Here is a 22,454-nt window from a genome sequence, read left to right as displayed (position 1 = left end):
GCCGGTGGCGCTCACCATGTGGCACGGAGCTGGCGGATGATCCGGCGGCGCAGCCGCACCTTGCGGCTCCCGTCCGGGTTCAGGCGCAGTCGGTCCAACTCCCAGTGTCCGTACTCGGCATGGTCGGTCAGCAGGCGAGTGGCGGCCTTCCGGGACACTCCCCGAGGCACGTACACATCGCAGAATTCGTATTCCGGCATCGCATCTATTGTGCGGGACCGGCCCCGGTACGGATAGCGTCTGCACTATGTCTGATGCTGCGCAGCCTTCCGCTGCCGAGGTACGTGCCGCCGCCAAGGCGGTCAAAGCCGCGCTGGACCGTCACCTCGACGCGGTCGAACGCCGCTCGGGGCAGGACGATCCGGCCGTCTACGCCGCGTTCGACGAGCTCGCCGCGGCGGCAGAGGTCTATGACGAGCTGCTGTACGACACCTACGACGAGGTCACCCCCTTCGAGATCCCCGGGAGTGATGCCCTGCCCGCCTACGCGGGCCCGGAGGAGCCGAGTGCGCTGAGCGTGCTGATCCGGCGCGATTACACCGTCGCCGAACCGCAGCGGCTGCTGCATCAGGCCCAGCGCATCGCCGACCTCGATCCGGATGCCGCCGACGAGGCGGCGGGCAGCGGCGCCGACGCCGCCGCGGTCGTCGGCACCAGCGTGCATGCGGCGCTGGGCGTGCTCTTCGGGGAGTTCGAGCCGGACGAGATCGCCTCCCGGCACAAGGAGTTCGGCCTGGAGGAGGGCGACTCCACCCTGTGGGTGGCGGCCGCGGACGACCCGGCCGAACCGGGGGAGTGGCTGTCCGCGCCGTTCGATCAGGCGGACCCCCAGCGGGTGGTGTGCCGCTTCGACGTCAGCGCGGTCTTCGACGAGGAACTGGGCGACGAGGACGAGCTGGAAGCGCCCGACCGCGGACGGTGAGGTGGGCGGGGTGGCGGCCCTGGCCCACAGGCCCTGCCCCAGCCCCGCCAGAGCGCCCTGATCCGTGTACACCGACCGCTGCCCCGGTCCGTCGGCAGGAGGCTGCCCACGGGCCGGGGCGGCGGCTGGTGGTGCGTGTGGTCAGGGGGAGCGGGCCGCGCTCTCCGGTCAGCCGGCCGCCGGCGGCTCCTCGGCGCTCTGGACGCTGTCCCGCAGCAGGGTGCGCAGCCGGGTGGTGCGTTCCTTGACGGGTACCTCGGCGATGGCGCGGGGCAGCGCCTGGTCGACCCCCTGGACGACCGACAGGTGCCGTTCGCCGCGGCTGAAGGCGGTGTAGACCCAGGCGCGGGTCAGCCCGCCCGCGGCGTCCCCGGGCAGCACGACCACCGCGGCGGGCCAGCGCATCCCGGCCGCCTGGTGCGCGGTGAGCGCCCAGCCGTGGCGTACGGCTCCCGCAGCGACCTGTTCGCGCGGTACCACGGCCGCGGTGCCGTCGCAGTCGAGATGCAGCCCGGACGCGTCCGCGCCGGTGACCGTGCCGGGCACCGTGCGGCCGGGCGCGGGGGCGTAGGCCACGCGGTCGCCGGGGTCGAAACCGCCGAACCGGCCGGGGCCGGGGCTGAGCCGTTCCTTGAGGGCGGCGTTGAGCGCGCGGGTGCCGGCCGCGCCGCCGTGGCCGACGGTGATGACCTGGGTCTGCTCCGCGGGGACACCGAGCGCCCGGGGCACGGAGTCGGCGACCAGCTGGACGGTGCGGTGCACCGCCTCTCCGGCATCCCGCGCCGGGACGATCACCACTTCCTTTCCGGGCGCCTCGACCTGGCTCAGTTCGCCGATGCCGATGCCCGACACCAGCTCGCCGATCGGGCCGAAGTCCGGGGTGCGGGAGGCGACCTGAGGACAGAAGCGGGCCGCGAGCAGATCGGCGAACAGCCGGCCGGGACCGGCGGACCACAGCACCCCCGGATCGCCGCTGAGCACCAGGCGGGTCCCGTCGGTCAGCGACTCGACGAGCAGCGCGGCGGTCTCCAGATCCAGCTGCGGGGCGTCCAGCACGACCAGCAGATCGAGCGCCAGGGCGCCGTCGGCGTCACGGCCGGGGCCCTGGCGGCCGGACAGCAGGCCGGACACGGTCACCGCGGCCGCGCCGGGGTCCCCGGAAGCGGCGGCGGCCTCCGGGGTGCTCGCGGCGAGGTGGGCGGCCAGGCGCCGGCGGCCGTTCTCGGTATGCGTGGCACCGAATGCCCGCAGGCCCAGCGAGCGGGCCGCGGCGATCAGCGCGGCGGGCTCGGCGCGGGCCGCCTCGGCACCGGTGTGCGCCACCAGGCCGCTGTGTGCGGTGGCGCGGATGAGCTCCGCGGCCGACGGCGACGGTGCGGCGGCCGCCGCGGCCTCCCAGGCGGCGGCGGAGGGGCGTACGGGCCGGGGGGCGGCGGTGTCGTCGGCGTCGGCGGCTGCCCCGGTGTCTCCGGCGTCGGGGGCCGGGGCGCCAGCACCCTCCGCGGCCGGGCTCCGGTCGGCGTCCGCCGGCTCCGCGGTCGTCGGCTTTGAGGCCGCCGTGTCGCCGCCGGGCTCACCGGCGTCCGCCGCGGTGTGCCGCTCCGGCCCGGCCACCGCTTCGAAGGTGTTCAACAGCCGCGCCAGGCCGTCGGCGACGCTCTCCTCGGCCATCGCGAACCGGTCCAGGCCGAGCAGGATCCGGACCGGCTGCTCCTCGTCCTCGTCGTCGCCCGTGGCGGGGCGCGCCCGGCCCGGTTCCTCGATCGCGTCCTGGAAGACCAGCACGGCACCGTCCGCGATGGCGGTCTGCAGGGCCTCGTCGGGGTCGGGCACCGAGCGCTGGGCGAGTGCGGCACGCAGCGCGGCGGCCTCCAGGGCGGAGTGCCCCGCGACGGCGGCCTGTTCCAGCAGCCAGCCGACCAACGCCTGCGCGCGCCGCTCGTCGCCAGGGCCGCAGGCCGGGCCGAGCAGCGCCCGGGCGAAGCCGTCGGCCTGTTCGGGGCGTACCCCGGGCACACCGAGCAACTGCCAGGGGTCCTCGCGCAGCGCCTCGGCCGCCCGCTCTCCGAGCACTTCCGCGGCGGGCTCCGCCAGCGCCTGGGGTGCGCCGCCCGCCGTGAGGACCTGCCGTACGCCCTCGATGCCGGGCGCCGTGGCCACGGAGGGACGGGGGGCGGGAGCCGGGCCGGCCGGAGCCGGTGCGGCGGCCGGGCCCATGGCGCCGGTGTCCGTGACGGGGGGACCGGCCGGACGGCCGGCGTCGGGCGCGGTGCCGGGCCGGGCGGCCTCCGGGGCGGCGGGGCCGGGGGGTGCGCCCTGCTGCGGGGCGCGGCCGGTGGTGTCAGGGCGGTCCTCGCGGGGCCGGGCGGCGGGTGCGGCCTGCCTGGTGGGACGGGGTGCGGGACGGGGTGTGTCGTTGAAGAACGAAGCGGCCGTGCGCTCGCCGCTCTCCACCGCGCGTACCGCCGCGGCCAGCGCGTCCGCGGTCGCCTTGCCCGACGCGGGCACCGCGGTCTCCCGCGCCGCACCGGAGCCGGGAGCCCGGTCCCCGGCGCCGGATGCCGCGGGCGCCGGCTCGCTCACCGGAACCGTCGCGTCCGCGGCGCCGGCCGAGGAGCCCTCCGGCGCCGTCGTGTCTGTGTCCGTGTCCGGTGCCGTGGCGTGTTCCGGCGTCGTCGTGTCCGTGTCCGGTGCTGTGGCCTGCTCCGGTGCCGTCGCGTCCGGGCCAGGCGCCATGGCGTCGTTCCGCGGTGCCGTGGGGTCCTCCGGTGCCGTGGGGTCGTCGGGTGTCTGGGCATCCGCAGTCCCGGGCGCGGCCTCCTGCTCGGGCGGGGTTTCGCCGGCGAGGCGGTCGGTACTCACAGCGTGCTCCAGTCGTGATCGGGGTAGTGGTGCACCGGAGCCGAAACATCGTCCAGCGCCCGGCGGATCTCGTCAGGAAGACTAAGGGTCTCCACTGACAATGCGGCTCTGAGCTGCGCTTCCGTGCGGGCGCCCAGGATCGGCGCGGTCACTCCGGGACGGTCGCGTACCCAGGAGAGCGCGACCTGGAGCGGGGTGACGGCCAGTCCGTCGGCGGCCGTGGTGACCGCTTCGACGACCCGGCCCGCCGTCTCGTCGAGGTAGGGCGCGACGAACGGGGCCAGATGCTCCGAGGCGCCCCGCGAGTCGGCCGGCGTCGCGTGGCGGTACTTGCCGGTCAGCACGCCCCGTCCGAGTGGCGACGACGGCAGCAGGCCCATACCGAGATCCAGCGCCGCCGGCAGCACCTCCCGCTCGACACCGCGCTGGAGCAGGGAGTACTCCATCTGCGTGCTCGCCAGCCGGTTGCGTACACCGGGCGCGGCCAGCTGCCAGGTGGCCGCCTTGGCGAGCTGCCAGCCGGAGAAGTTCGACAGCCCCACATAGCGCGCCCGGCCGCTGGTGACGGCGAGGTCGAGGGCCTGCAGGGTCTCCTCCAGCGGGGTGTGCGGATCGAAGGCGTGCAGCTGCCACAGGTCGACGTACTCGGTGCCCAGCCGTTCCAGGGAGGCGTCCAGGGCGGTGAGGAGATGGCGCCGGGAGCCGTCGACGCGGCGGTCCGCGGCCAGGACGCTGCCGGCCTTGGTCGCGATGACCAGGTCCTCGCGCGGAACGAGCCCTTCCGTCAGCCGGCCCAGGAGGTATTCGGCGCCGCCGTCGGCATAGATGTCGGCGGTGTCCACCAGAGTGCCGCCGGCCTCCCAGAACGCCTTGAGCTGGTCGGCGGCTTCCTGCTCGTCCGTGTCGCGGGCCCAGTTCAGGGTGCCGAGCCCGAGGCGGGACACGCGAAGGCCCGTACGGCCGAGGTGCCTTTGCTCCATGGGCCTTGAGATTACTGGCCGCGCGCCGGGAACAGGGGACCTGTGGACAACCCGCCGATGACGGCCGGCGGGGGCGCGCGCTACAGTCCCCGCAACAGCGACGTTACTGATCGGTAAGGGGAGCGGCATGAGGCTTGGCATCAACCTCGGCTACTGGGGCGCCGGGATGGACTCCGACAATCTCGCGGTCGCGCAGGAGGCCGACCGCCTGGGCTATGCCGTCTGCTGGGCCGCCGAGGCCTACGGCTCCGACGCCGCCACCGTGCTCTCCTGGGTCGCGGCCCAGACCGAGCAGATCGACATCGGTTCGGCGATCTTCCAGATCCCGGCGCGTATGCCCGCGATGACCGCGATGACGGCCGCCACCCTGGACTCCCTCTCCGGCGGCCGGTTCCGGCTGGGGCTCGGCGTCTCGGGGCCGCAGGTGTCCGAGGGCTGGTACGGCGTCAAGTTCGACAAGCCGCTGGCGCGCACCCGCGAGTACGTGGACATCGTCCGCAAGGCCATGTCACGCGAGCGGCTGTCCTACCAGGGCGAGCACTGGACGCTGCCGCTGCCCGGCGGCCCCGGCAAGCCGCTGAAGCTCACCGTCCACCCGCAGCGCGAGCACATCCCGCTCTACATCGCCGCGATCGGCCCGAAGAACCTCCAGCAGACCGGTGAGATCGCCGACGGTGCTCTGCTGATCTTCCCCTCGGCCGACCACCTGGAGGAGACCGCGATCTCGCACCTCCGGGCCGGCCGCGAGAAGGCGGGCAAGACCCTGGAGGGCTTCGACGTCTGCCCGACGCTGCCGCTGGCCGTCGGCGCGGACAAGGACGTCAGCGCGCTGGCCGACATGTTCCGTCCGTACACCGCCCTGTACGTCGGCGGAATGGGCAGCCCTAAGCAGAACTTCTACAACCAGCTCGCCCAGCGCATGGGGTACGAGAAGGAAGCCGCCGAGATCCAGGGCAAGTACCTGTCCGGCGACAAGGAAGGCGCCGCCGCCGCGATCCCGGAGCAGCTGATCGACCAGACCACGCTGCTCGGCTCCGTCGAGCGGATCGCCGAGCGGATGCAGGCCTACGCGGCGGCCGGAGTGACCACACTGACGCTGGCCCCGGCGGGTTTCACCCTGGAGGACCGCCTCGCCTCGCTGCGGGCCGGCACCGAGGCCCTGGAGCGGGCCGGCCTGGCGTAGGCGACGGGCGGCAGGCGCTCGTACCGGAACCCGTCCGGAAGTCCCGCACACGGCCCGGCGCGCACAGTGCCGGGCCCGGTCGGCCCCACGGCCGTGGCGGGGGCTCGGGGGATCTTCCCCGCCGCGGCCGTCAGGCGGCACAACGCAGTGACAGGGGCCGGGTTACGCCCGCCACCTGGACGGACATCGCCCGGACGGCCGTACGAACGGCCGCTCCGGTTGCCTCCCGCCGGACACCCCCTTTGACTTTTCCTACGGGTGTGTCCGTTCGGAGGTGGCGCAGATGATCTCGGCCCGAAGCCTGTTCCAGGAGATCGTCGACAACGACGACTCCTACCGCCTGTTCTGCTCCATCGCGGCCACCGGAGAGGCCCAGGGCGGCTGGGAGAACGGCCGGATCGCCGCCCTCATGCCCGCCTCGCTGCGCGAGCTGGCGCCCAAGGTCACCCGGCACGGCGCGGACGAGGACAAGCACGGCCGGATCTTCCACGCCCTGCTGCGCAAGCGCGGCCTGACGCCCGCCGCCGTCCCCGCGGCGACCGACTACACCGCACTGCTGGAGCGGCGGGGCATCGGCCTGGCGCACGACAAGCTCCGCCGCGACGAACCGCTCACCGAGCTCGACATCATCACCTACCTCGCGCACAGCCGGGTCACCGAACAGCGTGCCGCCGACCAGATGGTGATGCTCAACAAGCACTTCGGCGACCACCCCGAGGTGGGCAAGGCGATCCGGATGATCTCCCACGACGAGGACAACCACCTGGCGTACTGCCACGAGGAGCTGCTGCGGCTGGCCCGCCTCGGCCACGGCCGGACCATCCAGCGGATCCTGCACGACTGCGCCCATACCGAGATCGTCATCTACCGGGACGTCAGCCTGGCCGTGATGGACCACATGGGCCGCATCCTGCGGTGGCCGAAGGCGAAGAGCGGCGGGATCACCACCGGGATCCGGGCGATGTACGGCTATGAGCGGCTGGGCGGCTGGCGGCGGATGGTCAGCCTCCGGATGCCCGAGCGCCGGAACGCGCTGGGCGGCCCGGCCACCTCGGCGCCGGAGTTCGCCTGAGCCCTGCGGGGCGCCCGGCCGCCGGGACCGCCCCCGGCACAGCCGGCCGCGCCGTCACAGCCAGCCGCGGCGTTTGAACAGGCGGTAGAGCGAGACCTCGATGACGACCATCACCAGCAGGATCGCCGGATAGCCCAGGTGCCACTTCAGCTCCGGCATGTCATCGAAGTTCATGCCGTAGATGCCGGCGATCAGGGTCGGTACGGCCGCCAGCGCCGCCCAGGCCGAGATCTTGCGCATGTCGTCGTTCTGCCGGACGCCCATCTGCGCCAGATGGGCGGCGAGGATGTCCGAGAGCAGGCGGTCCAGGCTCTCCACCGACTCGTTGGCGCGGGTGAGGTGGTCGTCGACGTCGCGGAAGAACGGCCGGGCGTGGTCGTGCACGTACGGCACGCCGGGGTTCTGCAGGAGGGTCATCGGCGCGGCCAGGGGGCCGGTCGCCCGCCGGAATTCCAGCACCTCGCGCTTGAAGGCGTAGATCTCGGCCGCGGTGTTCTTGGTGTCCCGGCGTACCGGAGCGAACACCTCCGCCTCCAACTCCTCCAGATCCAGCTGGAGTTCGGAGGCCACGTCGATGTAGTGGTCGACCACCGCGTCACAGACCGCGTACAGCACCGCCCCCGGGCCGTGCCGCAGGATCTCCCGGTGTTCCTCCAGCCGCCGGCGCACCGCCGCCAGCGGGCTGGCCTCGCCGTGCCGGACGGTGACCACGAACGCCTCGCCCAGGAACACCATCACCTCCGACGCGGTCACCGTGGCGGCCTCGTCGTCGTAGGTGACCGGCTTCAGCACCATGAACAGCGAGTCGTCGTAAACCTCCAACTTGGGCCGCTGATGCGCCTTGAGCGCGTCCTCGACGGCCAGCGGGTGCAGCCCGAATTCGCTGCTGGCGAGCTCGAACTCCCGTTCCGTCGGCTCGTACATCCCCAGCCACAGGAAGGCGTCGCCCTCGGCCCGCGCCTCCTCCAGCGCGCGGGAGAAGTCGGTCGCGCACTCGGCGCGGCGGCCGTCCCGGTAGATGGCGCAGTCCACGATCACACCTGGCATTCTCGCTCGTCACGCCGGCACCTGCCAGGAACACGGACCGGGAACGTAGGGTGGCGCCCATGCCCACGCTGATCCTGGTGCGACACGGCCGCTCCACCGCCAACACCGCCGGAGTGCTCGCCGGACGGGCCCCCGGCGTCGCCCTCGACGAGCACGGCGCCGCCCAGGCCGCCGGGCTGCCCGTACGGCTGTCCCAGGTGCCGCTGACCGCCGTCGTCTCCAGCCCGTTGCAGCGCTGCCGGGAGACCGTGGCGCCGCTGCTGGAGGCCCGGCCCTGGCTCACGCCGCACATCGAGGACCGGATCAGCGAATGCGACTACGGCGACTGGTCGGGCCGCAAACTCGCCGAGCTGAGCGACGAGCCGCTGATGGAGGTCGTCCAGCAGCACCCCTCGGCGGCCGCCTTCCCCGGCGGTGAGTCGATGCGCGCGATGCAGGCCAGGGCGGTGGACGCGGTACGCGACTGGAACGCCCGCATCGACGGGACGCACGGCCCCGAGGCGGCCTACCTCATGTGCTCGCACGGCGACCTCATCAAATCCCTGGTCGCCGACGCGCTGGGCATGCACCTCGACCTCTTCCAGCGGATCTCCGTCGAGCCGTGCTCGGTCACCGCGATCCGCTACACCCGGCTGCGCCCCTACCTCGTACGGCTCGGGGACACCGGTGACTTCGGATCACTCGTGCCCCGGGCGGACGGCGGCGGCGCGGCGGCAGACCGGGACGCGGCCGTCGGCGGTGGTGCGGGAGCAGCGTGATCAGTCGGCGCAGTAGGGTGGTGCGACGGCGCTGCCCGCCACGCCTGCGATCCGCGCAGTGACCGCAGGACGTGCAGCGACCGCAGTGACCCCGCAGTCGAGCAATCGGAGCAGGACGTTGTCCCGTCAGGTGTTCTTCTACGACGCGCCGGACCGCTTCGTGGCCGGTACGGTCGGGCTGCCTGGCCGCCGTAGCTTCTACCTCCAGGCCACCGCCTCCGGCCGCACCACCAGCGTCGCCCTGGAGAAGACCCAGGTCGCGGCGCTCGCCGAGCGGATCGACGAGCTGCTGGACGAGGTCGTGCGGCGCAGCGGCGGCAACGCCCCGGTGCCCGCCGTCTCACCCGCCGAGGTGGCCGACTCCGCCCCGCTGGAATCGCCCGTCGAGGAAGAGTTCCGGGTGGGCACCATGGCGCTCGCCTGGGACGGCGAGGACGAGCGGATGATCGTCGAGGCACAGGCCCTGGTCGAGCTGGAAGCGGACAGCGACGAGGACCTCGCCGACGCGGAGGAGCGGCTGCTCCAGGACGACGAGAACGGCCCGCCGATGCTGCGGGTGCGCCTCACCGGCACCATGGCCAGGGCGTTCGCCAAGCGGGCGCTCGAAGTGGTCAACGCCGGCCGCCCGCCGTGCCCGCTGTGCAGCCTGCCGCTCGACCCGGAGGGACACGTATGCCCGCGCCAGAACGGATACCGACGGGACGCCTGAGCGCCGTGCCCGTCGAACCTGCCGGGCAGGCCGCTCCGCTGCCCGGTCCCGTCGCCCCCCAGGACCCGCCGCCGGCCGCGCCGGAGCCCGCCGGGGACCGGTCGGACGCCCTGTTCACCGACGGCGAGCTGACCGTACGCGGCCGCATCCAGGAGGCCTCCAACGCCGTGCTCTACTGCACGGTCGCGCAGGACGGGCGCAGCGCCGCCTGTGTCTACAAGCCGGTCGCCGGTGAGCGCCCGCTGTGGGACTTCCCCGACGGCACGCTCGCCCAGCGCGAGGTCGCCGCGTACGAGATCTCCCGTGCCTGCGGCTGGGACCTCATTCCGGTGACGGTGCTGCGCGACGGCCCCTACGGCACCGGCATGGTCCAGGAGTGGATCGATCCGCCGGAGAGCAGCGACGAGGTGCCCGAGCTGCTGGCCCTGGTGGAGGACGAGGAGCCGGGGCCCGGCTGGAAGGCGGTCGGCTTCGCGCAGGTCGGCGAGGGCCGCACCGCGCTGCTGGTGCACGCCGACCATCCACGGCTGCGGCGGCTCGCGGTGCTCGACGCCGTGATCAACAACGGTGACCGCAAGGGCGGCCACCTGCTGCCCGGCGACGGCGGAGCGTTCTTCGCCATCGACCACGGCGTCACGTTCCACGCCGAGGACAAGCTGCGCACCCTGCTGTGGGGGTGGGCGGGGGAGCCGCTGACCGACGAGGCGCTGGAGGTGCTGCGGGGTCTTCAGGAGGCACTGGAGGACGCAGCGCCGCTCGCCGCCCGACTGGCCGAACTGATCACGGATGACGAGATCGCGGCGCTGCGGGCGCGGGTGGCCGGGCTGCTGCGCAGCGGCCGGCACCCGGAGCCGAGCGGCGAATGGCCCGCCATCCCCTGGCCGCCGGTCTGAGATTCCGCCGTGGGCGCGGCGGGACACCGCCCGATCCGCTTGCATGTTCGGCCGCTGAACGCAAGAGCGCCTTTCCGGCCAGACCTCCGATCCCGTTCGTAGACGGAACCTCCGTCCGGTTAGGCTCATGGCATGCATGCATGGCCCGCTTCTGAGGTCCCCGCCCTGCCTGGCCAGGGCCGCGACCTGAGGATCCACGACACCGCGACCGGCGGACGGGTGACCCTCGACCCCGGTCCCGTCGCCCGTATCTACGTCTGCGGCATCACGCCCTACGACGCCACCCACATGGGGCACGCGGCGACCTACAACGCGTTCGACCTGGTTCAGCGCGTGTGGCTCGACACGAAGCGCCAGGTTCACTACGTGCAGAACGTCACCGATGTCGACGATCCGCTGCTGGAGCGGGCCGTTGCCACCGGTGTCGACTGGACGGCGCTCGCCGAGCGCGAGACCGCCCTCTTCCGCGAGGACATGACGGCCCTGCGGATGCTGCCGCCCCGCCACTACATAGGCGCCGTCGAGGCGATACCCGGCATCGTCCCGCTGGTGGAGCGGCTGCGCGACGCCGGCGCCGCCTACGAGCTGGACGGCGACATCTACTTCTCCGTAGAGGCCGACCCGCACTTCGGCGAGGTCTCCGGGCTGGACGCCGAGGCGATGCGGCTGCTGTCCGCGGAGCGCGGCGGCGACCCCGAGCGCGAAGGCAAGAAGAACCCGCTCGACCCGATGCTGTGGATGGCCGCCCGTGACGGCGACCCGAGCTGGGACGGCGGGTCGCTGGGCCGCGGCCGGCCCGGCTGGCACATCGAGTGTGTCGCCATCGCCCTGGACCTCCTGGGCATGGGCTTCGACATCCAGGGCGGCGGCTCCGATCTCGCCTTCCCGCACCACGAGATGGGCGCCTCGCACGCCCAGGCGCTCACCGGCGAACACCCCTTCGCCAAGGCGTATGTGCACGCCGGGATGGTGGCCCTGAACGGCGAGAAGATGTCCAAGTCCAAGGGCAACCTCGTCTTCGTCTCGGCGGTGCGGCGCGACGGCACCGACCCGGCCGCGATCCGTCTGGCGCTGCTCGCGCACCACTACCGCGCCGACTGGGAGTGGACCGACGCGGTGCTGGAGGGGGCCGTGGAGCGGCTGGCGCGCTGGCGTGCCGCGGTCTCCCGCCCCGACGGCCCGTCCGCCGACGCCCTCCTGGAGGAGATCCGTACGGCGCTGGCCGACGACCTCGACTCCCCGGCGGCCCTCGCGGCCGTGGACCGCTGGGCCGCGGCACAGGAATCCGGCGGCGGCAGCGACGAGGGCGCTCCCGGCCTCGTGTCCCGTGCGGTCGACGCACTGCTCGGCGTGGCCCTGTAACCACCCGTCGAACCCGTCCTCAGGGGCGCCTTCGCCAGTCGGCGGGGGCGCCCCTCTTGTCACGGTTCATGCGCCGGTCGGCCGCCGGGCGCGCAGAAATCCAGCAACCCGGGCCAAGAGTCCATGGTGGCGCGGCCCGGCCGCGGACTAGAGCTGCGGGCATGAGGAAACCAACAGGACTGCGGGTGGCGGTCGTTGCCGCGCTGCTCGGGCTCGTGGCGGCCGTCGCGGGCCCGGCGGGCAGCGTACGGGCGGACGGCCGCGCACCCGACCGGACCGTCGGCGACGTCACCGGCTTCGCCGCGGACGGGCCCGTCTACCGTCTGCACGCGGGCCGGGCCGAGGCGCGCGTCAGCTTCGTGACGGACCGGATCTTCCGCATCGAACTCGCCCCGGACGGCACCTTCACCGACCCGACCGGCAAGGACATCGTGCTGCCCCAGGGCGCACCGCCCGCCACCCACTGGCGGGACGCCAAGGACGCCTACGAGCTCAGCACCTCACAGGTCACCCTGAAGGCCTTCAAGGCGCCGCTCCGCTTCGAACTGCGGCGGGCCGACGGCTCGTTGGTGTGGTCCGAGGCGAAGGGGCTGAGCTGGGACGACACGACCACCACCCAGACCCTGGCGCGCGGCGGGGACGAGCAGTTCTACGGCGCGGGGATGCAGAACGGGCGCGGCAACACCTCACATCGCGGCCACACCGTCGAGGTCGGCGTCGACTACCACTGGGACGACGGCGGACACCCCAACTCCGTCCCGTTCTACCTCTCGTCCGCGGGCTACGGGGTCTTCCGCAATACGTACGCGCCCAATACGTACGCCTTCGGCCGGCCGGTGACGACGCGCGCGAAGGAACGGCGGTTCGACGCCTACTATTTCGCCGGGCCGAGCGCCAAGGACGTCATCGGCCAGTACACCTCGCTGACCGGAAAGCCCTTCCTGCCGCCGCTGTACGGCCTGGAGATCGGTGATTCCGACTGCTATCTGCACAATGCGAACCGGGGGGAGCGGCACACACTCGACGCCCTGAAGGTCGCCGACGGCTATACGGAGAACGACCTGCCTGGCGGCTGGATGCTGGTCAACGACGGCTACGGCTGCGGCTACGAGAACCTGGCCGAGACCTCCCAGGGACTCGGCGAACGGAAGATGAAGCTGGGGCTGTGGACCGAGGACGGCATCGCCAAGCTCGCCGACCAGGTCAAGGCGGGCCAGCGGATCGCCAAACTGGATGTCGCCTGGGTCGGCGACGGCTACAAGTTCGCCCTGGACGGCTGCAAGGACGCCTACCGGGGCATCGAGGACAACAGCGATGCCCGGGGCTTCACCTGGGCCCCCGAGAGCTGGTCGGGCGCCCAGCGCTGCGGGGTCCAGTGGTCCGGTGACCAGAGCGGCAGCTGGGACTACATCCGCTGGCAGATACCCACCTACGCGGGCGCGACGATGTCCGGACTCGCCTACACGACCGGCGATGTGGACGGCATCTTCGGCGGCAGCCCCCACACCTACGTCCGCGACCTGCAGTGGAAGTCCTTCCTCCCGGCGATGATGACGATGGACGGCTGGGCGGCCAGCGACAAACAGCCCTATCGCCAGGGCGAGCCCTACACCTCCATCAACCGGAAGTACCTGAAGCTCAAGGAGTCGCTGCTGCCGTACATGTACTCCTACGCGGCCGAGGCGACCCGGACCGGCGTCGGGCCGGTGCGGCCGTTGTCGCTCGAATACCCCGACGACCCGAAGGCCGCCACCGACGCCGCCAAGTACGAGTTCCTGACCGGCCGGGACTTCCTCGTGGCGCCCGTCTACCAGGACACCGGCACCCGCGACGGCATCTACCTCCCGAAGGGCACCTGGATCGACTACTGGACCGGACGTACCTACCGGGGACCGGCCACGGTCGACGGCTACAGCGCCCCCCTGGACACCCTGCCGCTCTTCGTCAGGGCCGGTGCCGCCGTGCCCATGTGGCCGGGCATCAGGTCCTACCGGGACCGGACGGCACACTCGCCGCTCGCCTGGGACGTCTACCCGCAGGGCCGTTCCTCGTTCACCCTCTACGAGGACGACGGGGTGACCCGCGCGCACCGGGACGGCAGCAGCGCCACCCAGCGGGTGCAGGTGGCGGCACCGCGCTCCGGAGGCGGCGACGTCCGGATCGGCGTCGGCGCCTTGCGGGGCGCGTTCCGGGGCAAGCAGACGGCCCGGCCGTACCGCTTCACCGTGCACACCGGGGACGCGCCCCGCGGCGTCACCCTGGACGGCCGTCCGCTGCGGCGGCTGCCGTCCGCGGGCGCGTTCGAGGCGGCGGACGAGGGCTGGTTCCACGACCCCGCCGACCGGGCGGGCGTCGTCCGGGTCAAGACCGCCTCCCGCCCCACCGGCCGCGCGTTCACCCTGCTGCTGAAGGGCGCGAGCGCGGTCGGCGGCCGGACCCCGGGTGCGACGGTCGCGGTGGCCACACCGGGCGGCCAGGAAGTGACCAAGGGCGTGCCGACATCCGTACGCACGGCGCTCACCGCGGGCACCCGCGCGGCACACGGGGTGTCGGTGTCCCTGTCCGCGCCCAAGGGCTGGACCGTCTCGGCGCCGGTGCGCCATGCGCGGATCGCCGCCGGAGCCACCCGGCGCGACACGCTGACGCTCACCGCGCCCCGGGACGCCAGGAGCGCGGACCCGGTCACCGTCACCGCGACCGTCCGCTACCGCTCGGCCGGCGTGCCGCGGACGGCGGTGCACCGCTTCGAGGTACGGGCCGTACCGCCGGCGCCCGCCGCCGACACCTGGGCGAGCGATCTGGAGTGGCTGAGCCAGACCAATGGCTACGGACCGGCCGAACGGGACCGCAGCAACGGCGAGTCGGGGGCGGCGGACGGCCATCCGCTCACCCTCGCCGGGAAGACGTACGGCAAGGGCATCGGGACGCACGCCGACTCGGACCTGGAGTTCTTCACCGGCGGGCGCTGTACGTCCTTCACCGCGGACGCCGGGATCGACGACGAGATCGCGGACTACGGGCAGGTCGCCTTCTCGGTGGAGGGGGACGGCAAGGTGCTGTGGACCTCACCGAAGCTGACCGGCACCTCGGCGCCGGTGGCGGTGGACGTGCCGCTCGGCGGCGTCCGGCACGTACGCCTCAAGGTGACCGATACCGACGGCAAGAAGTCCGGCGATCACGGTGACTGGGCGGGGGCGCGTTTCCACTGCTCGGGGTGAGCAGGCGCTGCTCCTCCCGCAGCGAGCGCTGCCCCTCCCGTTCCGGCGGGAGGGGCAGCGCGGGGCGCTCAGCTTCCGGCGTCCTCCGGGCCGTCCTCCGGCCGCGGGGAGTCGGCGGAGTCCGCGCCCCCTGACGGGTTTTCCGACGGGCCGGGCGCGTCACCGGAGCCCTTGGTGCCCTTGCCGGTGTCCTTCGGGCCGCCGCCCGTACCGGTGTCCTTCGGCCCCGCGGCGCTGTCGTCGCCGGACTTCGGCTCCCGCGGCTCCTTCGGCACCGGGCGGGGCGGGCGGCCGCGGCCGCCGGCGGAGTCGCGGAGGTAGGAGCTGTCGCGGCCGTCGGCGAGCCCGCCCTCGGTCGCCACACCGGGAGGGGCCTGCGGATCACGGCGGCGCAGATAGCGCTCGAACTCGCGGGCGATGGCCTCGCCGGACGCCTCCGGCAGGTCCGCGGTGTCCCGCGCCTCCTCCAGCGACTGGACGTACTCGGCGACCTCGCTGTCCTCCGCCGCCAGCTGGTCCACGCCCAGCTGCCAGGCGCGCGCGTCCTCGCTCAGCTCACCGAGCGGGATACGGACGTCGAGGAGGTCTTCCAGGCGGTTGAGCAGTGCGAGGCTGGCCTTCGGGTTGGGCGGCTGGGACACGTAGTGCGGCACCGCCGCCCACAGGCTCACCGCGGGAACGCCCGCGTGGGTGCAGGCCTCCTGGAGGATGCCGACGATGCCCGTCGGGCCCTCGTAGCGGGACTCCTCCAGGTCCAGGCGGCTCGCGAGCTCCGCGTCGGAGGTGACCCCGCTGACCGGCACCGGCCGGGTGTGCGGGGTGTCGCCGAGCAGCGAGCCCAGGACCACCAGCATCTCCACGCCCAACTCATGGGCGAAGCCGAGGATTTCGTTGCAGAACGAGCGCCAGCGCATGCTGGGCTCGATACCGCGGACCAGGACGAGATCGCGGGTCCGCCCCTTGCCGTTCTTGTCGCCGACGCGGACGACGGAGAGCCGGGTCGTCGGCCAAGTGATCTTGCGTACGCCGCCGTCCAGGAAGACGGTGGGGCGGTTCACCTGGAAGTCGTAGTAGTCCTCCGCGTCCAGCGCGGCGAAGACCTCGCCCTTCCACTCCCGGTCCAGATGCGCGACCGCGGCGGAGGCGGCGTCGCCGGCGTCGTTCCAGCCTTCGAACGCGGCCACCATGACCGGGTCGATCAGCTCGGGCACCCCCTCGAGCTCGATCACCCAGCGCCTCCTTCCGACCGGTCCGGCCACCTGGGGCGGCCGCCGGCAGCAGTTCCATTGCGTGCGTTCCCAAGACTACGGCGTCCGTGGTGCCGGTTCGCAGCCCCTTTGCGTGAGGGGGGCGAGATTCATCCGATCTGTTGCAGGGGACGGTCGGTCAACTTCCGTACGGGGTCTGGACGGTGCCTGACTCGCGGGTCTATACATCGGATGACTGGCAGACGTCCGATGTTCTTCCGCAACATCTCAGGGGGCATGCCCATGGCTGCGGCCGACACCGTCACCGGGTTCGAGGTCCACGACGTCCGCTTCCCCACCTCGGAGCAGTTCGACGGCTCGGACGCCATGAACCCGGACCCCGACTACTCCGCCGCCTATGTCGTGCTGCACACCGGCAGCGGACCGCGGGGCCACGGCCTCTGCTTCACGATAGGGCGCGGCAACGATGTCATGGCAGCCGCGATCCGGTCCCTCGCCCGGTACGTCATCGGCCGGCCCGTGCCCACCACCGCCGCCGCTCTCGCCGCCCTCCACCACGACCTCACCCATGACTCCCAGCTGCGCTGGCTCGGCCCCGAGAAGGGCGTGATGCAGATGGCGGCCGGCGCCGTGGTCAACGCCGCCTGGGATCTGGCCGCCGCCCGGGCGGGCCTGCCGGTCTGGGAGTTCCTTGCCGCGCTGACGCCCGAGGAACTGGTCTCCCTCGTCGACTTCCGCTACCTCTCCGACGCCCTCACCCCGGCCGAGGCGCTGGCGATCCTGCGCGCCGCGGTGCCCGGCCGGGCCGAGCGCGCCGCCCGCCTCAAGGCCGAGGGCTACCCCGCGTACACCACCTCGCCCGGCTGGCTCGGTTACGACGACGGCAAGCTGGTGCGGCTGGCGAAGAAGGCGGTGGCCGAGGGCTTCGGCCAGATCAAGCTGAAGGTGGGCGCCGACCTCGACGACGACAAGCGGCGGATGCGGCTGGCGAGGGACGCGGTCGGCCCCGGCGTCCGGATCGCCGTCGACGCCAATCAGCGCTGGGACGTGGCCGAGGCGGTCCGCTGGATGACCGCGCTCGCGCCGTACGCCCCGCACTGGATCGAGGAACCGACCAGCCCGGACGACGTGCTGGGGCATGCCGCGGTGCGCTCCGGCCAGCCGGTGAAGGTCGCCACCGGCGAGCACGTCGCCAACCGGGTGGTCTTCAAACAGCTGCTGCAGGCCGGCGCCGTGGACTTCGTCCAGATCGACGCGGCGCGGGTGTCCGGGGTCAACGAGAACCTGGCGATCCTCCTGCTGGCCGCGAAGTACGGCGTGCCGGTGTGTCCGCACGCGGGCGGGGTCGGGCTGTGCGAGCTGGTGCAGCATCTGGCGATGTTCGACTACGTGGCGGTGTCCGGGAGTTGGGAGGACCGGGTGATCGAGTACGTCGACCAGCTGCACGACCACTTCAGCGATCCCGTCGTCGTCGAGCGCGGCCGCTACCGCGCTCCGGCCGCGCCCGGCTTCTCGGCCCGGATGAAACCGGCCTCGATCGCCGCCCACCGCTTCCCCGACGGGCCGGTGTGGCGCGCCCGCCGCTCCCCGCGCAGCCGGCACGGCGAACAGGAGGTCTCCGCATGAGTTCCGCACCGCACCACGCCCGGCCGCCGGCCGACTTCGCGGGGATGACCGCGCTCGTCACCGGCGGCGGCTCCGGCATCGGGGCGGCCACGGCGGCCCTGCTGCTGGCGCGCGGCGCCAGGGTCGCCGTCCTGGACCGGGACCCCTCCGGCGCGCCCCCCGGGACGGTCCCGGTCACGGCCGATGTCACCTCCGACGCCGCGGTACGTGCCGCCGTCGCCGAAGCGGTGGGGGAGCTGGGCGCCCTGCACACCCTCGTCGGCAACGCCGGCATCGGCGCCGTCGGCACGGTCGAGGACAACGACGACGCGGAGTGGGCCCGGGTCCTGGACGTGAACGTGCTGGGCCTGGTGCGCACCGCCCGTGCCGCGCTCCCGGCGCTGCGCCGCACCGCTGCCGGCGCCCCGGGCCGAGTCTCCATCACCCACACCTGTTCCATCGCCGCCACCGCCGGCCTGTCGCAGCGCGCCCTCTACAGCGCCGCCAAGGGTGCGGTCCTCTCGCTGACCCTGGCGATGGCCGCGGATCACCTCCGGGAAGGCATCCGCGTCAACTGCGTCAATCCGGGCACCGCCGACACCCCGTGGATCGGCCGGCTGCTGGAGCGGGCCGACGACCCGGCCGCCGAACGCGCCGCCCTCAACGCCCGCCAGCCGATGGGCCGGATGGTCACCGCGGACGAAGTGGCCGCCGCCATCGCCTCCTTGGCGTCCCCGGCCGCCTCCGGCATCACCGCGACGGCGCTCGCCGTGGACGGGGGGATGCAGGGGCTGCGGCTGCGGCCCGCCACCTGACCGGCCATGACCCGCATCCGGCCACGCCCTGAGCCCGGCCCGGCCCGTATCCGGCGACCCGCATCCGGCCCGGCCCGTACAGCGCCCCGCACCAGCCGCACACCACGACCGAGGGACCACCCATGAGACTGCGTACGACCGGCGCGGCGGCCTGTGCCGCGCTGCTCGCCACCGCCGCGCTCGCCGGCTGCAACCGCGGCAGCAGCGCCGCGGGCGGCAGGATCGGCATCGACCTGCCCCGTACGGACACCGACTTCTGGAACTCCTACCAGCAGTACCTCGAAAGGGACCTGGACCACGGCGGACCGGCCGCGCTGCCGCTGTCCAACTCGCAGAACGACATCGGCAAGGTCGTCTCCAATGTGCAGGCGCTGACCGACCAGGGCGCCAAGGCCATCGTCATGGCGCCGCAGGACACCGGGGCCATCGCCGAAGCGCTGCGGCGCCTGGCGGAGAAGAAGATCCCGGTGGTGAGCGTCGACACCCGCCCCGACGAGGGCAAGGTCTACATGGTCGTACGCGCCGACAACCGCGCCTACGGCGAGAAGTCCTGCGACTACCTGGGCAGGAAACTGGGCGGCAGGGGCCGGGTCGCCGAACTCCAGGGCGACCTCAGCTCGATCAACGGGCGGGACCGCTCCGAGGCCTTCGCGGCGTGCATGAAGAAGAAGTTCCCGAAGATCACCGTGCATGAGCTGACGACCGACTGGAAGGGCGAGGTCGCCTCCGGCAAGCTGCAGAGCCTGCTCGCCCAGCACCCGGACGTGGGCGGCATCTACCTGCAGGCCGGCGGCGCCTTCCTGCAGCCGACGCTCGCCCTCCTGCAACAGAAGAAGCTCCTGCGGCCGGCCGGCACCGACGGGCACATCACCATCATCTCCAACGACGGCATTCCGGACGAACTGGACGCGATCCGCGCCGGAAAGATCGACGCCACCCTCTCCCAGCCCGCCGACCTCTACGCCAAGTACGCGCTGTACTACGCCGAGGCCGGCCTGGAGGGCAAGACCTTCACACCGGGCCCCACCGGCCACGGCTCGACCATCGTGAAGATCAAGAACGGTCTGGAGGACCAGCTGCCGGCGCCCCTGGTCACCAAGGACACCGTCGACGACCGGAAACTGTGGGCCAACCAGCTCGGGAAGAAGAAGTAGCGATGGCGGCGGACGAGCACACGGTGGCGGCGAACGGGCCCGAGCCGGCGGCGAACGGGCCCGCGGCGGCGGTGCACGCCGAGGGGATCGTCAAGCGCTACGGCCCCACCGTCGCCCTCGACGGCGCCCGGCTGACCGTACGTCCCGGAGAGGCGCACGCCCTCGTCGGCCGGAACGGCGCGGGCAAATCCACCCTGGTGTCCGTACTGACCGGCATGGCACGCCCGGACGCCGGCCACGTCACCTTCGGCGGCGCGCCCGCGCCGGGCTGGGGCGACACCGCCGCCTGGCAGCGCAAGGCCGCCTGCGTCCACCAGAAGCCGATGACGGTGCCGGAGCTGACCGTCGCGGAGAACCTTTACCTGGGCCGCTTCCAGGGCGGGCACACCATCCGCTGGCGGGCGCTGCGCGAGCGGGCCCGCGAACTGCTCGCCGGGTACGGCGTCGAGGTCGACCCGGCCACCCGGATCAAGGAACTCGGCGTCGAACAGCGGCAGTTCGTGGAGATCGCCCGTGCGCTGTCCTTCGGCGCCCGGCTGATCATCCTCGACGAGCCCACCGCCCGGCTGGACGCCGCCGGCATCGACCGACTCTTCGGCAAGCTGCGGGAGCTGCGCGACCGGGGAGTGGCCTTCCTGTTCATCTCGCACCACCTCCAGGAGGTCCACGAGCTGTGCGACACCGTCACCGTCTTCCGTGACGCCCGGCACGTGCTGACCGCGCCCGTCCCGGGGCTGACCAAGGACGCGCTGGTGGCGGCGATGACGGGCGAGGAGGCGGGCCCCGCGGGCCGGCCGCGGACGGCCGCGCGCCCGCCCGGCGAGCCGGTGCTGCGCATCCAGCAGCTGGCCGCCACAGGGCACTTCGCCCCGCTCGACCTGACCGTACGGGCCGGCGAGGTGGTGGGCCTCGCGGGCGCCACGGCCAGTGGCGCCACCGAGATCGGCCGGACGCTGGCCGGACTGCGCGCCCCCGACGGCGGCCGGATCACGGTGCGCGGGCGGCCGGTCCGTACGGGCAGCGTGCCGCACGCCCTCGCCGCCGGCATCGGCTACGTTCCCGAGGACCGGCACCGCGAAGGGCTCGTCCCGGGCCGCAGCGTCGCCGAGAACGCCACCCTCACCGTCGCCGGCCGGCTGGGGCCGAGGGGCACCGTACTGCCCTCCCGGACCCGCGCGTTCGCCCGCAAGATGATCGCGGCGCTGGACATCAAGGCCACCGGGCCCGGCCAGCCGGTGTCCGGGCTCTCCGGCGGCAACCAGCAGAAGGTCGTGATCGCCCGCGCGCTGGCCCGCGAGCCCGCCGTGCTGGTCGCCGTCCGGCCCACCAACGGCGTCGACGTCAAGTCCAAGGACGCGCTGCTGGGCGTCGTACGGGAGGTCGCGGACGGCGGCAGCGGCGCCGTGATCGTCTCCGACGAACTGGACGATCTGCGGATCTGCGACCGGGTGCTGGCGGTCTTCCACGGCCGGGTGACCGCCGAATTCGCCGCCGGCTGGCGCGATCACGAACTCGTCGCCGCGATGGAGGGCGTGCCGGCCGGTGAGGGCGCTGCGCCCGGCCCGTCCGGCACGGCCCGCGATCGCGAGCCCAAGGCCCTGGACACGCACGGAACGGAAGGGACCGCGCCATGACCGAGACCGTATCGCCGCCGGCCACCGACGCGGCCTGGCGCCCGCCGCGCCGCCGGCCCCGGATCGACCCGGCCCGCTGGCGGGATCTCTCCCTGGTGCCGGTGATCTTCGTGCTGGGCGTCATCGGCTTCATCGTGTCGCCCGCGTTCCTCACCCAGGACAACCTGGTCGGCGTCATCCAGCAGTCCACGGAGCTGGGCCTGCTGGTGCTCGGCGAGGCGCTCGTCCTCATCAGCGGGCGGATGGACCTGTCGCTGGAGTCCACCATCGGCCTGGCACCGGTGGTCGCCCTGTGGCTGGTGATGCCCGCACACGGCGGCCGCTTCGCCGGGCTGGAACTCTTCCCCGACCAGGCCGCGATCCCGCTCTGCCTGGCCGTGGGCGCGGCGATCGGCGCCGCCAACGGCTTCCTCATCCTCACGCTGCGGGTCAACGGCTTCATCGCCACCCTCGGGATGCTCACCATGCTCCGCGGCCTGCAGGTGGGCCTCTCGGAGGGCCGGTCCATCGGCAATGTCCCGGCGTCCTTCGCCTACTTGGGCCAGGCCGACTGGCTGGGCATCCCGGCCGCCGTCTGGATCTGCCTCGCCCTCTTCACGCTCGGCGGCGCGGCTCTCGGCTTCCTCCGGCACGGGCGGGCGCTGTACGCCATCGGCGGCAACCCGGAGGCGGCCCGCGCGGCCGGCATCCGGGTGGACCGCGTCACCTGGATCGTGCTGACCGTCGGGGGAGTGCTGGCCGCCTTTGCGGGCATCCTCTACACCGGCCACTACGGCGCGGTCTCCGCGAGCCAGGGCAACGGCTGGATCTTCCAGGTTTTCGCCGCCGCGGTGATCGGCGGCATCAGCCTCAAGGGCGGCCGGGGCACCCTCTTCGGCGCCCTCACCGGCGTCCTCACGCTCCAGCTCGTCATCAATGTGATGACCCTCGGCGGCGCGCCACCGCTGTGGACCCAGTTCCTCAACGGCATGATCATCATCGTCGCGCTGGTCATCTCCCGGTTCACCAGCGGCGAGAAGCAGGACTGAGGCC

General features: G+C 73.2%; 18 protein-coding genes. 13 read left to right on the top strand and 5 right to left on the bottom strand.

Features of this window, described 5'->3' with window-relative positions; genetic code table 11:
* Positions 1 to 11: 11 nt before the first annotated feature.
* Entirely contained in the window at positions 12 to 200 is a 189-nt protein-coding gene (locus tag CFW40_RS06680) for a DUF5703 family protein (RefSeq protein ID WP_006607658.1), read from the bottom strand.
* A 47-nt stretch (positions 201 to 247) separates the two neighbouring features.
* Here CFW40_RS06680 and CFW40_RS06675 point away from each other — a divergent pair, with 47 nt between their 5' ends.
* The gene (locus CFW40_RS06675) at positions 248 to 922 is read left to right on the top strand and encodes a hypothetical protein (protein ID WP_088796913.1); all 675 of its coding nucleotides are present in this window, start codon (positions 248 to 250) and stop codon (positions 920 to 922) included.
* 168 nt (positions 923 to 1,090) lie between these two features.
* Here CFW40_RS06675 and CFW40_RS06670 read toward each other — a convergent pair whose 3' ends face one another.
* Positions 1,091 to 3,784, bottom strand: a complete 2,694-nt coding sequence (locus CFW40_RS06670) for a helix-hairpin-helix domain-containing protein (protein ID WP_088796912.1) — start codon at positions 3,782 to 3,784, stop codon at positions 1,091 to 1,093.
* Positions 3,781 to 4,764, bottom strand: a complete 984-nt coding sequence (locus CFW40_RS06665) for an aldo/keto reductase (protein ID WP_088796911.1) — start codon at positions 4,762 to 4,764, stop codon at positions 3,781 to 3,783. Before CFW40_RS06665 ends, CFW40_RS06670 begins: the two co-directional genes overlap by 4 nt.
* A gap of 127 nt (positions 4,765 to 4,891) precedes the next feature.
* On the opposite strand from CFW40_RS06665, the gene CFW40_RS06660 reads away from it, so the two are divergent.
* Positions 4,892 to 5,947, top strand: coding sequence for an LLM class F420-dependent oxidoreductase (locus CFW40_RS06660; RefSeq protein WP_088796910.1), 1,056 nt, complete (start codon positions 4,892 to 4,894; stop codon positions 5,945 to 5,947).
* Between the two features lie 283 nt (positions 5,948 to 6,230).
* Positions 6,231 to 7,019, top strand: a complete 789-nt coding sequence (locus tag CFW40_RS06655; RefSeq protein WP_088796909.1) for a hypothetical protein — start codon at positions 6,231 to 6,233, stop codon at positions 7,017 to 7,019.
* A 54-nt stretch (positions 7,020 to 7,073) separates the two neighbouring features.
* Here the strand turns inward: CFW40_RS06655 and corA are convergent, their stop codons facing one another.
* Positions 7,074 to 8,066, bottom strand: coding sequence for a magnesium/cobalt transporter CorA (corA, locus tag CFW40_RS06650; protein WP_088796908.1), 993 nt, complete (start codon positions 8,064 to 8,066; stop codon positions 7,074 to 7,076).
* A gap of 59 nt (positions 8,067 to 8,125) precedes the next feature.
* Between corA and CFW40_RS06645 the strand changes: the two genes are divergently transcribed.
* The 5 genes from CFW40_RS06645 to CFW40_RS06625 all read left to right on the top strand — a co-directional run bounded on the left by CFW40_RS06645 (position 8,126) and on the right by CFW40_RS06625 (position 15,006).
* Entirely contained in the window at positions 8,126 to 8,824 is a 699-nt protein-coding gene (locus tag CFW40_RS06645) for a histidine phosphatase family protein (protein WP_088796907.1), read from the top strand.
* A gap of 118 nt (positions 8,825 to 8,942) precedes the next feature.
* The gene (locus CFW40_RS06640; RefSeq protein WP_088796906.1) at positions 8,943 to 9,533 is read left to right on the top strand and encodes a DUF3090 domain-containing protein; all 591 of its coding nucleotides are present in this window, start codon (positions 8,943 to 8,945) and stop codon (positions 9,531 to 9,533) included.
* The gene (locus CFW40_RS06635) at positions 9,497 to 10,426 is read left to right on the top strand and encodes an SCO1664 family protein (protein ID WP_088796905.1); all 930 of its coding nucleotides are present in this window, start codon (positions 9,497 to 9,499) and stop codon (positions 10,424 to 10,426) included. The genes CFW40_RS06640 and CFW40_RS06635 overlap by 37 nt, the downstream gene beginning before the upstream one ends.
* A 132-nt stretch (positions 10,427 to 10,558) precedes the next feature.
* On the top strand, positions 10,559 to 11,788 hold the full coding sequence (gene mshC, locus CFW40_RS06630) for a cysteine--1-D-myo-inosityl 2-amino-2-deoxy-alpha-D-glucopyranoside ligase (protein ID WP_088796904.1): 1,230 nt from the start codon (positions 10,559 to 10,561) through the stop codon (positions 11,786 to 11,788).
* Between the two features lie 161 nt (positions 11,789 to 11,949).
* Entirely contained in the window at positions 11,950 to 15,006 is a 3,057-nt protein-coding gene (locus CFW40_RS06625) for an NPCBM/NEW2 domain-containing protein (protein ID WP_088796903.1), read from the top strand.
* A 68-nt stretch (positions 15,007 to 15,074) separates the two neighbouring features.
* Here CFW40_RS06625 and CFW40_RS06620 read toward each other — a convergent pair whose 3' ends face one another.
* Positions 15,075 to 16,235 carry a PAC2 family protein gene (locus CFW40_RS06620; protein WP_088796902.1) on the bottom strand — a complete coding sequence of 387 codons (1,161 nt, stop codon included), beginning with the start codon at positions 16,233 to 16,235 and terminating at the stop codon, positions 15,075 to 15,077.
* Positions 16,236 to 16,496: 261 nt separating this feature from the next.
* Between CFW40_RS06620 and CFW40_RS06615 the strand changes: the two genes are divergently transcribed.
* The 5 genes from CFW40_RS06615 to CFW40_RS06595 all read left to right on the top strand — a co-directional run bounded on the left by CFW40_RS06615 (position 16,497) and on the right by CFW40_RS06595 (position 22,450).
* A complete protein-coding gene (locus tag CFW40_RS06615) occupies positions 16,497 to 17,840 on the top strand; it encodes an enolase C-terminal domain-like protein (RefSeq protein WP_088801942.1) in 1,344 nt (447 codons plus the stop codon).
* The gene (locus CFW40_RS06610) at positions 17,837 to 18,634 is read left to right on the top strand and encodes an SDR family NAD(P)-dependent oxidoreductase (RefSeq protein ID WP_088796901.1); all 798 of its coding nucleotides are present in this window, start codon (positions 17,837 to 17,839) and stop codon (positions 18,632 to 18,634) included. The genes CFW40_RS06615 and CFW40_RS06610 overlap by 4 nt, the downstream gene beginning before the upstream one ends.
* Before the next feature lie 122 nt (positions 18,635 to 18,756).
* On the top strand, positions 18,757 to 19,788 hold the full coding sequence (locus CFW40_RS06605) for a sugar ABC transporter substrate-binding protein (RefSeq protein WP_088796900.1): 1,032 nt from the start codon (positions 18,757 to 18,759) through the stop codon (positions 19,786 to 19,788).
* A 2-nt stretch (positions 19,789 to 19,790) separates the two neighbouring features.
* Positions 19,791 to 21,422 carry a sugar ABC transporter ATP-binding protein gene (locus CFW40_RS06600; RefSeq protein ID WP_088796899.1) on the top strand — a complete coding sequence of 544 codons (1,632 nt, stop codon included), beginning with the start codon at positions 19,791 to 19,793 and terminating at the stop codon, positions 21,420 to 21,422.
* On the top strand, positions 21,419 to 22,450 hold the full coding sequence (locus CFW40_RS06595) for an ABC transporter permease (RefSeq protein WP_088796898.1): 1,032 nt from the start codon (positions 21,419 to 21,421) through the stop codon (positions 22,448 to 22,450). Before CFW40_RS06600 ends, CFW40_RS06595 begins: the two co-directional genes overlap by 4 nt.
* Positions 22,451 to 22,454 lie beyond the last annotated feature (4 nt).

The organism is Streptomyces sp. 2114.4, from assembly GCF_900187385.1.
GTDB lineage: Bacteria > Actinomycetota > Actinomycetes > Streptomycetales > Streptomycetaceae > Streptomyces > Streptomyces mooreae.
This window is presented reverse-complemented; position numbering and strand designations above follow the sequence as displayed.